The sequence below is a fragment of the Enterococcus sp. AZ156 genome, assembly GCF_051714165.1.
Lineage (GTDB): Bacteria > Bacillota > Bacilli > Lactobacillales > Enterococcaceae > Enterococcus_B > Enterococcus_B pernyi.
On record NZ_JBIORI010000001.1, the window covers coordinates 899,617 to 915,521 of the forward strand.

The 15,905-nt window shown below is 39.1% G+C and carries 14 protein-coding genes; 12 read left to right on the forward strand and 2 right to left on the reverse strand.

The genetic code is table 11. The annotated features are described in order from the left end of the window. Positions 1 to 10: 10 nt before the first annotated feature. The 12 genes from mraY to ileS all read left to right on the forward strand — a co-directional run bounded on the left by mraY (position 11) and on the right by ileS (position 13,587). Positions 11 to 973: a phospho-N-acetylmuramoyl-pentapeptide-transferase gene (mraY, locus tag IGJ95_RS04340; RefSeq protein ID WP_010735982.1), complete on the forward strand. Its 963-nt coding sequence runs from the start codon at positions 11 to 13 to the stop codon at positions 971 to 973. A 12-nt stretch (positions 974 to 985) separates the two neighbouring features. After that, on the forward strand, positions 986 to 2,356 hold the full coding sequence (gene murD / locus IGJ95_RS04345) for a UDP-N-acetylmuramoyl-L-alanine--D-glutamate ligase (protein WP_023519352.1): 1,371 nt from the start codon (positions 986 to 988) through the stop codon (positions 2,354 to 2,356). 18 nt (positions 2,357 to 2,374) lie between these two features. Beyond that, a complete protein-coding gene (gene murG, locus IGJ95_RS04350) occupies positions 2,375 to 3,463 on the forward strand; it encodes an undecaprenyldiphospho-muramoylpentapeptide beta-N-acetylglucosaminyltransferase (protein ID WP_062805503.1) in 1,089 nt (362 codons plus the stop codon). A gap of 14 nt (positions 3,464 to 3,477) precedes the next feature. Then, complete coding sequence (locus tag IGJ95_RS04355; protein ID WP_010735979.1) at positions 3,478 to 4,653, forward strand: cell division protein FtsQ/DivIB; 1,176 nt, start codon at positions 3,478 to 3,480, stop codon at positions 4,651 to 4,653. Positions 4,654 to 4,807: 154 nt separating this feature from the next. Beyond that, positions 4,808 to 6,136 carry a cell division protein FtsA gene (gene ftsA, locus IGJ95_RS04360; RefSeq protein WP_010735978.1) on the forward strand — a complete coding sequence of 443 codons (1,329 nt, stop codon included), beginning with the start codon at positions 4,808 to 4,810 and terminating at the stop codon, positions 6,134 to 6,136. Positions 6,137 to 6,157: 21 nt separating this feature from the next. Further along, positions 6,158 to 7,405, forward strand: a complete 1,248-nt coding sequence (ftsZ, locus tag IGJ95_RS04365; protein ID WP_010735977.1) for a cell division protein FtsZ — start codon at positions 6,158 to 6,160, stop codon at positions 7,403 to 7,405. Positions 7,406 to 7,420: 15 nt separating this feature from the next. Continuing rightward, positions 7,421 to 8,107: a YggS family pyridoxal phosphate-dependent enzyme gene (locus IGJ95_RS04370; protein ID WP_010735976.1), complete on the forward strand. Its 687-nt coding sequence runs from the start codon at positions 7,421 to 7,423 to the stop codon at positions 8,105 to 8,107. Then, positions 8,107 to 8,706, forward strand: coding sequence for a cell division protein SepF (locus IGJ95_RS04375; RefSeq protein ID WP_023519355.1), 600 nt, complete (start codon positions 8,107 to 8,109; stop codon positions 8,704 to 8,706). The genes IGJ95_RS04370 and IGJ95_RS04375 overlap by 1 nt, the downstream gene beginning before the upstream one ends. A 30-nt stretch (positions 8,707 to 8,736) precedes the next feature. Then, a complete protein-coding gene (locus IGJ95_RS04380; protein ID WP_438761490.1) occupies positions 8,737 to 9,006 on the forward strand; it encodes a YggT family protein in 270 nt (89 codons plus the stop codon). A gap of 33 nt (positions 9,007 to 9,039) precedes the next feature. Continuing rightward, positions 9,040 to 9,822 carry an RNA-binding protein gene (locus tag IGJ95_RS04385; protein ID WP_034689841.1) on the forward strand — a complete coding sequence of 261 codons (783 nt, stop codon included), beginning with the start codon at positions 9,040 to 9,042 and terminating at the stop codon, positions 9,820 to 9,822. A gap of 20 nt (positions 9,823 to 9,842) precedes the next feature. Then, the gene (locus tag IGJ95_RS04390) at positions 9,843 to 10,550 is read left to right on the forward strand and encodes a DivIVA domain-containing protein (RefSeq protein ID WP_010735972.1); all 708 of its coding nucleotides are present in this window, start codon (positions 9,843 to 9,845) and stop codon (positions 10,548 to 10,550) included. 244 nt (positions 10,551 to 10,794) lie between these two features. Continuing rightward, positions 10,795 to 13,587 (forward strand): isoleucine--tRNA ligase, encoded by a 2,793-nt coding sequence (ileS, locus tag IGJ95_RS04395; protein ID WP_096081432.1) that lies wholly within the window; start codon positions 10,795 to 10,797, stop codon positions 13,585 to 13,587. Between the two features lie 91 nt (positions 13,588 to 13,678). Here ileS and zwf read toward each other — a convergent pair whose 3' ends face one another. Both zwf and IGJ95_RS04405 read right to left on the reverse strand, forming a co-directional pair. After that, positions 13,679 to 15,202 (reverse strand): glucose-6-phosphate dehydrogenase, encoded by a 1,524-nt coding sequence (gene zwf, locus IGJ95_RS04400; RefSeq protein WP_194179777.1) that lies wholly within the window; start codon positions 15,200 to 15,202, stop codon positions 13,679 to 13,681. A 14-nt stretch (positions 15,203 to 15,216) separates the two neighbouring features. Beyond that, positions 15,217 to 15,864 carry a metal-dependent transcriptional regulator gene (locus tag IGJ95_RS04405; protein WP_010735969.1) on the reverse strand — a complete coding sequence of 216 codons (648 nt, stop codon included), beginning with the start codon at positions 15,862 to 15,864 and terminating at the stop codon, positions 15,217 to 15,219. Positions 15,865 to 15,905: the final 41 nt, after the last annotated feature.

Below are 15,905 nucleotides of genomic sequence, written 5' to 3' on the forward strand. Positions count from 1 at the left end.
AGAAGAGAGCATGGATTTGACACAAACATTAATTCCCATTGCGAGTAGTTGTGCAATGACGATTGCAACAATGCCGTTATTTATTGGTTATTTTCAAATGAAAAAACAAGGCCAAGCCATTCGTGAGGAAGGACCTAAATGGCATAATGTAAAAGCCGGAACTCCAACGATGGGGGGATTGGTGTTTTTAGTCAGTGCGCTCTTGACTGGTATCTGGGTAGGCGCTTGGCAACAACAGTTAACGCCTACTCTTTTCATCCTACTTTTTGTACTTGCCCTATATGGAGCAATTGGTTTTTTGGATGATTTCATCAAAATCTTCAAGAAAAGAAATATGGGATTGAACTCAAAGCAAAAATTGATTGGCCAAATTGTTGGGGGAATCATCTTTTATCTCGTTTATCGTGGTGAAGGATACCCTGGAACACTGAATTTTTTTGGAATTGCTCTTCCATTAAGTTGGTTGTACGGATTATTCGCGATTTTCTGGTTAGTTGGCTTTTCCAATGCTGTTAACTTAACAGATGGTATTGATGGCTTAGTAGCTGGATTAGGAAGTATTTCTTTTCTGACCTACGCAGTTATCGCTTGGCACCAACAGCAGTATGATGTCTTAATTATCTGCTTGAGTGTTTTAGGTGGTTTACTAGGATTTTTCGTCTATAATCGCAAGCCTGCCAAAATATTCATGGGGGATGTCGGTTCCTTAGCATTAGGAGGATTGTTAGCAGCAATCTCGATCATGCTCAATCAGGAATGGACATTACTATTGATCGGTCTGATGTATGTCATCGAAACAGCTAGCGTGATGTTACAAGTATCTTCTTTCAAGTTGACTGGTAAAAGAATCTTTAAAATGTCACCGATCCATCATCATTTCGAGATGAGTGGTTGGTCTGAATGGAAGATAGATACTGTCTTTTGGATAACAAGTGTAATTACTTCATTGATCACATTGTGGATCGTATGGTAGGAGATGACGAGAATGAAAAAAATAACAACTTATGAAAATAAAAAAGTCCTTGTATTAGGATTAGCAAAAAGTGGATTTAGTGCGGCCAAGTTATTACATGAACTGGGCGCACTTGTCACCGTTAATGACGGAAAACCGTTTGATGAAAATCCTGAAGCCCAAGAATTGCTTTCTTTAGGGATCAAAGTAGTGACTGGTAGTCACCCAATTGAATTATTAGATGAAAAATTTTTAATGCTGGTCAAAAATCCAGGTATTCCTTATACACATCCATTAGTTGCAAAAGCTCAAGAAATGGGTATTCCGGTAATTACGGAAGTTGAACTGGCTTACGAAGTAGCGGAATGCCCAATTATCGGCATAACAGGCACCAACGGAAAAACGACGACAACAACAATGACTGGGTTATTGTTGAATGCGGGGAAATCAGCAGGTATCACTCGTTTAGCTGGTAACATTGGCTTTCCTGCAAGTAGTGTGGCACAAGAAGCTAATCCGGAAGACAAGATTGTTATGGAACTTTCAAGTTTTCAATTGATGGGAATTACTGATCTTCGTCCCCATATTGCAGTGATCACGAATATCTATGAAGCACACATCGACTATCATGGCTCTCGTCCAGCCTATGTCAAAGCTAAATGGCATTTGCAAAAAAACATGACGTCAGAGGATTATCTTGTACTGAATTGGAATCAGAAAGAATTACAGGAACTAAGTAAAAAAACAAAAGCGAAAGTGTTACCTTTTGCGACAGATCAAGTCTTAGCGACAGGTGCTTATTCTTTTGAGGGAGTTATTTATTACGACAAAGAAAAAGTCATGGAGATCTCAGAAATAGGTGTTCCAGGGGCGCACAATGTTGAAAATGCGTTAGCAGCTATTACTGTTGCAAAACAATATAATGTCTCAAATGAAGAAATAAAAGAAACATTGAGTCATTTTCATGGCGTACCACATCGTACACAATATGTTGGTGAGGTGCAAGGACGTAAATTTTACAATGATTCGAAAGCCACAAATATCTTAGCAACCAAGATGGCATTAAGCGGATTTCAACCAGAAAAATTAATTTTAATCGCCGGTGGACTTGATCGGGGCAATAGCTTTGATGAACTCATTCCATCACTTGAAGGAGTGAAGGGATTGATCACTTTTGGTGAAACTAAAGAGAAATTGAAGGATGCTGGTGAAAAAGCGGGCATACCAACGGTCTGCACAGCAGAGTCTGTGGAAGCTGCGGTTCCTGTAGCTTTAGAAAATAGCGAACCAGGAGATGTGGTTTTATTATCACCAGCCAATGCAAGTTGGGATCAATATCCTAATTTTGAGATCCGTGGTGATCGCTTTATGGAAGCCGTTAGAAAATTAAAAATAGAAAAGTAGAAACGAGCGATAAAAACTATGAAAATTTTGGTAACAGGTGGAGGAACCGGCGGACATATCTATCCCGCGCTAGCCTTCGTCAATTATGTGAAAACACAAGAGCCGAACGCCGAGTTTATGTATGTAGGTGCAAAACGTGGTTTGGAAAACAAAATCGTTCCAACCACCGGGATTCCTTTTCATACCTTAGAGATCCAAGGATTTCAGCGAAAGTTTTCACTAGCTAATGTCAAAACGATCCAATTATTCTTAAAAAGTATCCATCAAGCGAAAAAAATACTAAAAGAATTTCAACCAGATATCGTGATCGGAACCGGTGGTTATGTTTCTGGGGCAGTTGTGTATGCTTCTGCTAAGTTAGGGATTCCGACAATCATCCATGAACAAAATAGTGTACCGGGGATGACAAATAAATTTTTGAGTCGTTATGTGGATCGAATCGCGCTTTCTTTTAAAGATGCAGCAACCTTTTTCCCAGAGGACAAATCAGTTTTGATCGGTAACCCGCGAGCACAAGAAGTTGCAGATACGATGAAAACAGATATTCTAAAAAAATTTGATCTCGATCCTAAGAAGAAAACAGTCTTGATTTTTGGAGGAAGCCAAGGGGCATTAAAAATCAATCAAGCTGTTACTTCTTATTTGGATACATTTGAAGCGACGGATTATCAGATCCTTTATGCATCAGGAGAACGTTATTATCAAAGTATTAAGGAAAAGTTAGGAGAAACAAAAGCAAATATCAGTATTCAACCTTACATCAATGAAATGGCAGCGGTGATGGCGGCAAGTGATCTATTGGTCGGACGAGCAGGGGCGACCTCCATTGCTGAGTTGACCGCACTTGGGTTACCTGCGATCCTTATCCCAAGTCCTTATGTGACAAACGATCATCAGACAAAAAACGCGATGAGTCTCGTTCGAGTTGGGGCGGCTAAGATGATTGCGGATGGAGAGTTGGATGGTGATTCCTTGGGTGCCACGATAAATGAGATCATGACAGATGAAACACTACAACAAAATATGTCAACTGCCTCTAAAACATTAGGTATCCCGGATGCGTCTGAGCGTTTGTATCAACTAGCAAAATCGTTAATCATAGAATAAGGTGGTGGTCATAGATGAGTAAGAAAAAAGAAACAAAAAAAACGCCTGAGAAGTCAAACGATGAAAACTCGCTGACGCCTTGGCAAATGGCCAACCGAAAATACTTAGAAGAACATAAAGAACACACAGATCATCAGACAGGAACAAGTGAAAAAAGCGAGCATAAAGAAGAACAAAAAGAACCTACACCTCCTAAAAAAGAAGAACTACTTGTTGAAGAAGATGATTTATTAGACTATGAAGAAATCGAACATAAGAAAGACGGGGGACCGTATAATGGTTCGTTTATTGATCGCTTGCCTAATTTAAAAAATTATCGAAACAAAGTTTTATACAAAAGGCTGAGTTTAATCATTTCCATTCTTTTGATTCCTTTGTTATTTTTGATTTATTATGTTTCCCCGTTGAGCAAATTAGACGGCGTTTCTGTTTCCGGAAATGAAGTTGTTTCGAAAGAAGAAATATTGAAGGATACGCAATTAGCATTGAATCAGCATATTTGGGGACAGTATTGGCAGCGCCAAAGTTACATCGATCATTTGAAAAAAGAGCAGCCTCGAATAAAATCTGCTACGATCGGTTTTAGTAGTGTCAATACATTTGATCTGTCTGTCACTGAATATAAAGAGATTGCTTTGATTTTAACGGACGGAAAATATAGCCCTGTGATCGAAGATGGAACAGTGTTGGATGAAATAGTTGAAAGTCCAACAAAAAATCTGCCGATCCTAGAAGGATTTACTGACTCAACAAAAATCAAAGATTTAGCAAAAGAATATAATAAATTATCTCCAGAGTTACAAAAAGCCATTTCGGAAATCAAATATACGCCTCGTAATACGAATCAAAATTTGATCCAGCTGAATATGAACGATGGGAACCAAGTGATCGTCAATATTACTAACTTAGCAACGCAAATGAATTTTTATGCGCAAGTAGCTAGCGAAATGGAAGAAAATGGTGTGATCGACATGGAAGTAGGGATTTTTTCTTACCCTTACTCAAATAATAGCGAAGAAGCGCAAGAAGATGGATCAGAAGAAAGTACAGAGGCAAGTGCGCAAAGTGCGGATCAAACTTCTACTTCAGAAACGGGCGTTGATGAGCCTCAAATAAGTGAGAATCAAGGCGAAATGAATCCAACAAATGAAAATACGACCCCATCTTCGTCAAGTTTAGATGAAAATTAAGAAAACCACTGTAAAATGTGATAATCTACTTTCTAAAAACTGGTAATTTATGGTAAAATTGGAAACAGTGAATATATCTATTAAGTATATTTTTAAAACGGACGTTATTGGTTCGCATGTATATGGAATAGTTAAGTAGGAGGGAATCCCATTCATGGCAAAAACAGGAATGTACGTAGGCCTTGATATTGGAACGACATCTGTCAAAGTTGTCGTGGCTGAATATATCGACAGCCAAATGAATATTATTGGAGTAGGGAACGCAAAATCAGAAGGGATTAACCGAGGCATCATCGTTGATATCGATAAAACAGTACAAGCGATACAGCGAGCAGTGCGTCAGGCAGAAGAAAAAGCCGGCATTCAAATCAAAAGTGTAAGCGTGGGTCTACCAGCAAACATGCTTGAAGTAGAAAACTGCCAAGGGATGATTGCAGTAAACGGAGATTCAAAAGAAATCACCGATGACGATGTCCGCAATGTGGCTTCAGCTGCACTGGTTCGTTCAATACCTCCTGAACGTCAAATCGTGTCAATTTTACCACAGGACTTTACGGTAGATGGATTCGAAGGCATCAAAGATCCTCGTGGGATGATCGGTGTCAGATTAGAAATGTATGGTCTATTATTTACTGGACCAAAAACAATCATTCATAACATTCGTAAATGTGTTGAAAATGCGGGATTGATCGTCAATGAATTAGTGATCACACCTTTAGCGTTGACTGAATCAATTCTTTCGGATGGAGAAAAAGATTTTGGTACAATCGTTATCGATATGGGTGGCGGACAAACAACAACAGCTGTCATGCATGACAAACAGTTGAAATTCACGAGCCTAGATCAAGAAGGTGGCGAATTTGTCACAAAAGATATCTCCATTGTTTTAAATACTTCCTTCAACAATGCAGAAGCATTAAAAATAAATTACGGGGATGCATATCCAGAACGTACCTCAGAGCAAGAAGAATTTCCGGTAGATGTGATCGGCCAAACAGAACCTGTTCGAGTCGATGAACATTACCTATCAGAAGTAATCTCTGCTCGAATGGAACAAATCTTCAATAAAGCAAAAGAAGCGTTAGATCAAATCGAAGCGTTAGAGCTGCCTGGCGGTATCGTCTTAACTGGTGGGGCAGCAAGCCTTCCAGGTGTCGTTGATTTGGCACAGGAAATATTTGGCGTAAATGTGAAGCTTTATGTACCAAATCAAATGGGTCTAAGAAATCCAGTATTTACAAACGTGATCAGTATCGTTGATTACTCTGCGAATTTAAGTGAAGTATACCAATTAGCTAAAATCGCTGTTATGGGGGAATCAGCACCTGTTCATTATACAACCAATGAGCCGGAAGCTCACACATCTTATGAACAATACGATGTGGCAGAAGAAACAACGTATAACGAAGAACCAGAAGAAAAAAATTCTGGCGAAAACGTAACAAGTAAAATCAAAGGATTTTTTACCAATATATTTGATTAATCATCGTGGGAGGAAAAAAACATGGAATTCTCAATTGATAATAACATCAATGACGGCGCAGTCATCAAAGTAATCGGCGTCGGTGGCGGAGGCGGAAACGCTGTAAACCGTATGATTGAAGAAAACGTTAAAGGTGTTGAATTTATCACTGCCAACACAGACGTCCAAGCATTAAAAAATTCAAAAGCTGAAACAGTGATCCAATTAGGACCTAAATACACACGTGGTTTAGGTGCAGGTTCACAACCAGAAGTTGGCCAAAAAGCAGCTGAAGAGAGTGAACAATCTCTACGTGAAGCATTAGAAGGCGCAGACATGATCTTCATCACTGCTGGTATGGGTGGTGGAACTGGTACTGGTGCTGCACCGATCGTTGCTGGAATTGCTAGAGAATTGGGTGCATTGACAGTAGGTGTTGTCACTCGTCCATTTACATTTGAAGGACCAAAACGTGGCCGTTTTGCTGCGGAAGGTATCGCACGTTTGAAAGAAAACGTAGATACATTATTGATCATCTCAAACAACCGACTTCTTGAAGTCGTTGATAAAAAGACACCAATGCTTGAAGCATTCCGCGAGGCAGATAATGTCTTACGCCAAGGTGTGCAAGGTATCTCTGATCTAATCACTGCACCAGGTTACGTAAACTTGGATTTTGCTGATGTGAAAACAGTGATGGCAAACCAAGGTACTGCTTTGATGGGTATCGGAGTAGCAAGCGGTGAAGAACGCGTGATCGAAGCAACGAAGAAAGCAATCTCTTCTCCATTATTAGAAACATCGATCGATGGGGCAGAACAAGTCCTATTGAACATCACTGGTGGCTTGGATATGACGTTATTCGAAGCACAAGATGCTTCAGATATCGTAGCAAATGCAGCAACTGGCGATGTAAATATCATCTTAGGGACATCGATCAATGAAGAAATGGGCGATGAAATCCGTGTAACGGTCATTGCTACAGGTATTGATGAAACAAAAAAGGAACGGAAGTCTAGTCGTCCAGCTAGACAAACGTCAACTCAAACGCAATCTTCTGCTCAAAGCAATCGATTAGACATGGACCAAGCAAAACCAATTACTGCTGAGGATGAAAGCAGTTTTGGTGATTGGGACATCCGCCGCGAACAAAATGTTCGTCCAAAAGTGGATGAGTCTAATTACGAAACTATTGAGAAAAAAGAATTTGATACATTCAATCGTGAAGAAACAAAAACAAAAGGTGACGACGAATTGAATACACCGCCGTTTTTCCGTCGTAAAAAATAAAAGGAGGAAGAGCACATGATTGCTGACAACTTGCAGAATATCAAGCAAGACATTCAGGATTCGTGTGCTCTTGTTCATCGTGACCCGAAAGAAGTGACATTAGTAGCTGTTACAAAATCTGTAGAGTCACTCCAAGCTGAAGAATTAATCAATGCTGGAGTCACACATTGTGCAGAAAATCGTGTCGATAAATTGTTGCAAAAAAAACAAGATTTGCTTAAATATTCTGAAGTGAAGTGGCATTTAATTGGTAATTTACAACGCAGAAAGGTAAAATTGATTGTAAATGAAATTGATTACTTTCATGCGTTAGACAGTTTGAAATTAGCAGAAGAAATCCAAAAAAGATTAGAAAAACAGCTAGCTTGTTTTGTGGAAGTCAATGTGTCTGGTGAAGTATCGAAACACGGTATCTCACCAGCGGAGCTTCTACCTTTCTTAGAATCTTTAGCAGCCTATCCAAATATACAGGTAGTGGGACTTATGACTATGGCACCGAAGGACGCTTCTGCTGAACAAATTCATAAAGTATTTGAAACGCTGAGAGAATTGCGTGATCTTGCCCAATCAAAACAATACACACATGCACCATGTACCGAACTGAGCATGGGGATGAGCCAAGATTTTCAACTTGCAATTGAAGAAGGAGCTACATTTATCCGTGTAGGAACAGCGCTATTCAAAGACGAGGAGGAAGAATAATGTCACTTTTAAACAGGGGAGCAATTGCTAATTTTTTCGGATTAGCGGATGAAGAAGAGTACGAATACGAAGATTATCCTGAACAACAACAGGTTGCCAAGCAACCAACTAAATCAAACACACAGTATCAACAACATTCTCCAGCTGTTTCACAGCCGATTGAAAAAAAACAACGTCCAGCGACGACATCTCGTCCGGTTGGTCTTGAGAATGCGCCGATGAACGAAACAAAAAAAGTCATTGAATTACATCAAACTTCTACAAAAAATACGCAAAAAGACCAACGACAAACGAGACCATCTGTTCAACCTAACACACAGGTAGCAGGAAAAATCACAGTGATGGAACCTCGTGCCTACTCTGAAGCGATGACGATTGCTAAAAGGATCATTGCGGGAGAAGCAACATTAGTCAATTTTCGATTAGTAGAAGAAAAGCAGGCTCGACGTATCGTGGATTTCCTAACAGGGACAGTCTATGCGTTAGACGGCGATATCAAACGAGTAGGTGATGAGATTTTCCTTTGCACACCTGCTGGTCTGGAAATCGATAGTTCAACGGCTCAATCTTTCGCAGATGGCAGTATGTTTGATCTGTAAAGAGGAGGAGTAAACATTTATATTCTTTTTATGTTACTTAATTTTATTTCACGTGCTGCATACTTTTACAGCATGATTCTAGTAGTTTATGCGTTACTATCTTGGTTTCCTGGAGGGTACCAATCTAGTCTTGGACGTATATTAGCAAAGATTTGTGAACCATATATCAGCCTATTTGATCGTTTGCCGTTAAGATTTGGACCAATTGATTTTACGATCTTAGCATCGATTTTGATTTTGAATCTTGCCGTACAAGGATTGCAGCATATCGTTTTATGGATGATTACGTTCGCTATTTAGCGTAGAATAAACAGGGAGATAGGAGGGGATCAAGTGGATGCGAATGTATATCAACATTTCCGAGTAGATGAACGTTCTTTTATCGACTCTGTCGGAGATTGGATTGAACAGGTCCAGAGTCAGTATGCACCATATCTGACAGAATTTCTTGATCCGAGACAGTGCTACATCTTAGAGACCCTGATACGTCAAAATAGTGACTTGCGTTTTCAGTTATATGGTGGGTATGAGCAAGCGGAACGGAAAAGATGCTTGATTTTCCCAGACTATTATGAGCCTGTTGATGAAGATTTTGAAATGTCATTATATGAAGTCCATTATCCCAGTAAATTTGCTAGTTTAAGCCATGGGAAGATCCTAGGTACATTAGTTGGTACAGGGATAAAACGTTCATATTTTGGTGATATTATTTCAGATGATGAACGATGGCAAGTTTTCATTGCAAATGAAGTCGACCACTTTGTCGTTAATCAAGTGACTAAGATCGGAAAAGTAGCTGTACGCTTAGAGGAAATCAAGTATACAGATATGGTCTTGCCAAAAGATAGCTGGATGCAAGAAAGAGGAACGGTCACTTCACTTAGACTGGACACTGTGATATCGGAAATCTATAATATATCCAGACAACGTTCGAAGCAACTGATCGAAGCAGGTAAAGTAAAAGTCAATTGGACAGAAAATACAAAACCGGACTTTCTACTTGAGTTATTGGACATTGTTTCGATCAGAGGGTATGGTAGAATACAGATCCAAGACCTTGAGGGGAAAACGAAAAAAGACAAGTGCAGGGTGTTGTTTGGTGTATTACGTAAATAAAACAAGAAGGTGGTTTACTCATGGCTTTAACTCCATTAGATATTCAAAATAAAACATTCCCAACAAAAATGCGGGGATACAATCAAGACGAAGTAGATGATTTCTTAGATTTAGTCGTTCGTGATTACGAAGAAGTAACACAAAGAAATCGTGAATTAGAAAAAGCAGTAAAGCATTCGGAAGAAAAACTTGAGTACTTCAATGAATTGAAAGATGCGTTGAATCAATCGATCATTGTGGCACAAGATACAGCTGACAAAGTAAAAACAAGTGCAAGCAAAGAATCAGAAGTGATTGTTACTTCTGCACAAAACAAAGCGGACGAAATGGTCGCAAATGCTGAAAAACGTGCGCACCAATTAACTACAGATGCTGAAGAAAAAGCACGTCGTATCTTGACAGATGCGACTGAAAAAGCAAGACAATTAGCGACAGAAACAGAGGACTTGAAGAAGAAAACTCGTGTATTCCATCAACGAATCAGCTTGATGTTGGAATCTCAACTTGAACAAGTAAAAAGTCCAGAATGGGATGAGATCCTACAACCATTTTCTAGTTATGTAACAGATAGCCATGAAGTAATCAAAGAAGTTTTGGCAAAACAGCTTGACAATGAAAATGAAAGTGATGTACACTCTGAAACAGGAGTATACGAGTCTCCAGTGACTGCTTTTGATACGCAAGCAATCGATCTTTCGATCATTCCTGGAGAATACGAAGAAGAGTAGAACAGAAAAGCATTTTGACATTCTTAAAGCGAGCCAATGACAGTGTAAGATTGGTAAGACCCTGCAAAGTGAAAGATCCTCTACTTGATTTATTTCTGAACACTAGTAAGAAATAGCGGTTGACCTCGTTATCGGTCTTTGAGAGTTACGATCGTAACTAAATTTGGGTGGTACCACGGCATGTTCGTCCCTAGGATGAGCATGCTTTTTTGCGTTCTGTAAACTATAGTTAAGGAGTGTTTGTATGAAAATGAAAGAAACCTTACAACTAGGAAAAACAAGTTTTCCTATGCGTGGGAATTTGCCAAACCGTGAAGGTGAATGGCAAAAAGAATGGGAAGAAAATCAAATCTATCAACAAAGACAAGCGTTGAATGAAGGCAAACCAAGCTTCATTCTTCATGATGGGCCTCCGTATGCAAACGGAAATATCCATTTAGGGCATTCTTTAAATAAAATTAGTAAAGATATCATCATCCGTTCAAAATCAATGTCTGGTTTTCGTGCGCCGTACGTTCCCGGTTGGGATACGCATGGCTTGCCGATTGAGCAAGTGTTGACGAACAAAGGGATCAAAAGAAAAGAAATGACGATGGCTGAATATTTGGAAAAGTGTCGTGAATACGCCCTTTCACAAGTAGACAAACAGCGAGAAGACTTTAAACGTCTAGGTGTTGCTGGTGATTGGGAAAATCCTTATGTCACTTTAGATCCTTCCTATGAAGCTGCACAGATCCGTGTGTTTGGTAAAATGGCTGAAAAAGGATATATCTATAAAGGATTAAAACCAATTTACTGGTCACCATCTAGTGAATCCTCATTAGCTGAAGCTGAAATTGAATATAAAGATGTCAAATCTCCTTCAATCTACGTCGCCTTCACTGTGAAAGATGGCAAAGGTCTTTTGGAAGAAGATACTGCTTTCGTTATTTGGACAACTACACCATGGACATTGCCAGCTAACCAAGGGATTGCTGTAAATCCAACATTTACGTATGTCTTAGTAGAAGCTGATGGTCGCAAATTTGTCGTTGCCAAAGATTTGATGGAAACGGTACAACAAGCAATTGGCTGGGAAGCAGTCCAAGTCTTAAAAGAATTTGCAGGACAAGAGATGGAATACATGACAGCGACACATCCATTCTATGATCGTGAATCTTTAGTGATATTAGGAGATCATGTGACGCTGGATGCCGGTACTGGATTAGTTCACACTGCACCTGGACACGGGGAAGATGACTATATTGCAGGAAATCGTTACAAATTACCTGTTGTTTCTCCCGTTGATTCTAAAGGTGTATTTACTGATGAAGCTCCTGGATTCGAAGGAATCTTTTATGACAAAGCAAATCCAATGATCACGGATCTATTAAAAGAAAAAGGTGCCTTGTTGAAATTGGATTTCTTCACCCATAGTTACCCACATGACTGGCGTACTAAAAAACCTGTCATTTATCGTGCAACACCACAATGGTTTGCTTCAATCAATGATTTCCGCCAAAACATTCTTGATGAAGTGGAAAAAGTTGATTGGATCATTCCATGGGGAAAAACACGTCTTTACAATATGGTACGTGATCGCGGCGATTGGGTCATCTCACGCCAACGTGCTTGGGGCGTCCCACTACCAATCTTTTATGCTGAAAATGGTGAAGCAATCATTACACCTGAGACGATTGAACATGTCGCTGAATTATTTGCGGCCCATGGCTCAATCATTTGGTTTGAAAAAGAAGCGAAGGACTTACTACCTGAAGGCTTTACGCATCCAGGATCACCAAATGGCGAATTTACTAAAGAAACAGATATCATGGACGTATGGTTTGATTCAGGTTCTTCTCATGAAGCAGTTTTACGTCAACGCCCTGAGTTATCTTTCCCAGCAGATATGTACCTTGAAGGCTCCGATCAATACCGTGGTTGGTTCAACTCAAGTATCACAACAAGTGTCGCGATCAATGGTGTTGCGCCATACAAAGCAGTTCTATCACAAGGGTTCACGTTAGATGGAGAAGGTCGAAAAATGAGTAAATCATTAGGCAATACGATCGTTCCAGATAAAGTGATCAAACAATTTGGTGCGGATATTCTACGTCTATGGGTATCTAGTGTGGACTACGAAGCAGATGTTCGTGTGTCTATGGATATTTTAGGTCAAGTTGCTGAAGTTTATCGAAAAATCCGAAATACGATGCGTTTCCTATTAGCAAATACGGATGATTTTGACCCTAAGAAAGATGCAGTAGCGTATGAAGATCGTCGTTCAGTTGATAAATATATGACAGTTCGTTTAAATCAAGTCATCAAAGAAATCCGTGAAGAAGGATATGATAAGTATAACTTTATGCAAATCTATCGCACAGTGATGAATTTCTTAACAGTTGATCTTTCTTCTTTCTATCTTGATTTTGCAAAAGATGTTGTTTATATTGAAGCAGAAAATGATCATCAACGTCGTTGTATGCAAACTGTTTTTTATGAAACAGCTGTTTCATTAACAAAATTACTGACACCGATCATTCCTCACACAACAGAGGAAATCTGGTCCTTCTTAAAAGAAGAGGAAGCTTATGTTCAATTAAGTGAGTTACCAGGATATGTTGAATATCCTAACCAAGATGAGTTATTAGATACATGGGCGGCCTTCATGGATTTCCGTGATAAAGTCTTAAAAGCACTAGAAGAAGCAAGAAATAGTAAATTGATCGGAAAATCATTAGAAGCAAAATTAACGATCTATCCAAATCAACAGGTGAATCAATTATTGACAGCAGTTGCTGCTGACATTCCTCAATTATTGATCGTCTCACCAGACTACTTTACGGTTATGCCAGAAAACATTGAAGCGCCTGAAAATGCTTTAGTCTTTGATGATGTAGCGATTTTAGTCGAAAAAGCAGAAGGTGAAACATGTGATCGTTGCCGTCAAATCCGTAAAGATGTTGGAACTGATGAAAAATTACCACACTTATGCGGACGTTGCGCACAGCTTGTTGAAGAATTCTATCCAGAAGCAGTCGCAGAAGGTTTTGAATAGAAGTTAGTAAAAAACAACCAAACACATCTTGTGTTTGGTTGTTTTTATTACATCAAAGAGTATTTTTAAGCGAATAGCAAATGATTGGTCACTAATCCAATTTACCACGTTCACGGTACCAATGATCTGGTTGCCAGATCCATTCGAACCCGTCTTTTTCTAAAAGCTCGAATGCTGCTTCAGGACCCATAGAACCAGCTTTATAATTCGGGAAATCTGGTTGTACTTGATCCCAAACTTGGCGGATCACGTCAACGATATGCCAAGATTGTGCGACTTCTTCCCAATGAGAGAAGTTGGTGCTATCACCGTTCAACGCATCTAACATAAGCTTTTCATACGCTTCAGGACTATTTTCGACCATTTCAGCACTATTGCGATATTCCAGTTTGATTGGATCGGTGGCGAAGCCTTGACCAACTTTTTTTCCATTTAATGTAAATGAAAAACCTTCTGTTGGTTGAATATAGATAGTCAAAACATTTGGTGGTAACGTTGGATCACTACAAGGTTCGTCGATCGATGTTTTAAATACATTGACAGGTACTTGTTTAAAGACAATATTGATTCGTGTACCTTTTTCAGTAAGACGTTTTCCAGTACGTACATAAAACGGTACGCCAGACCAACGGAAATTATCGATCGTGAATTTTCCAGCAACAAATGTTTCAGTTGTTGATTCTGGATCAACGTTGTCTTCTTCACGATAGCCTTTGAATGTCTGATCATCTAGTTGACCTGCAGCATATTGCCCACGTACAAAATTTTCTAAGACTTCTTTTTTTTCATAAATACGAATCGCTTTTAACGCTTTGATTTTTTCTGATCGGATTTCTTTTTCGGAAAAGGCAACGGGTGGTTCCATCGCAAGTAATGCTAATACTTGAAGGATATGATTTTGGACCATATCTTTTAACGCACCACTGTGGTCATAGTAGCCGCCACGATCTTCAACACCTAAACTCTCACCAAAAGTGATTTGGATGTTGTCAATGTAACGATTGTTCCATTGAGACTCAAAAATATTATTGGCAAAGCGAATCGCAGAGATATTTTGGATCATTTCTTTACCTAAATAATGGTCAATACGGAAAATATCGTCTTCTGGAAAGACTTGTCGAATTTTTTCATTCAATTCAAAGGCTGAATGGAAATCAGAACCAAAAGGTTTTTCGATAATCAATCGATTGAAGCCAGTTTCAGTGATGATTTTCTGAGATTTCAAATGTGAAACGATTGTACCGAAAAATTGTGGAGCCATGGCTAAATAGTACATTCGATTACCATTCAAGTGGTATTTTTCATCTAAACGATCAGATAATTCTTTTAATGTTTGGTAATGAGAAGAATCATTGACATCATGAGATTGGTAATAAAAATGGCTAGCAAATCGTTCGGCTTCTTCGGCAGAAGGATTTAATGTTTCGATTGTTCCTTTAACCACTTCACGATAGTGTTCATCACTCCAAGGACGACGTGCTGTACCGATCACAGCAAAATGTTCGCTCAAGTTGCCCTTTTTGTATAAACGAAAAAGGGAAGGATACAATTTACGTTGTGCTAAATCTCCTGTACCGCCAAATATAGTAAATAATACGTTTTTTTCATTCATTATTTGGGTAATCTCCTTTACAGTTTATCAACAAAAATTGTGCTGGCGGCTTTAAAGCTGACAGGAATTTTTTTAGTTTTATTTTGGATGGTGATTGGTCCTTCATAGGCCGCTACATCAGTGATTTCATAAGTTTCATCAATATTGACATCGATTGTGACTAAATAGTCTAATAATTCCTTTTCATCAAGGACACGAGCAATCCGAATTTTGGTACCGACTGGGTAGGATTCCAGTGTTTGACGACGCTCTTCATGGACAACCTGTTCCTTTTTAGGGATAATGCCTCCATGTGGGCAATGTTTAGGATGATTTAAATAACTTTCTAAATGATCCGCAAGCTGTTCAGAAGTCACATGCTCAAGGACCTCAGCATCGTCATGAACCTCATTCCAGTTGTAATCTAAATGTTCGACTAAAAAAACTTCCCATAATCGATGTTTACGTATCAGGCTACTTGCTTTTATCAGTCCGCTATCAGTCAATTGTACACCTTGGTAAGGAGAGTGTTCGACTAGTTTTTCTTTAACGAGTTTAGAAATCATTTCGCTTACTGAAGCAGGTGACACTGCTAGGCTAGAAACGATTTGTTTATTATTGACTTTTGTTGTGTCACCGCCTAATTCCAGAATGATTTTTAAATAATCTTCTCGGTTTGGTGTCATATGCGATCATCCTTTCATGGTAAGAAACCATCACTTGTAAG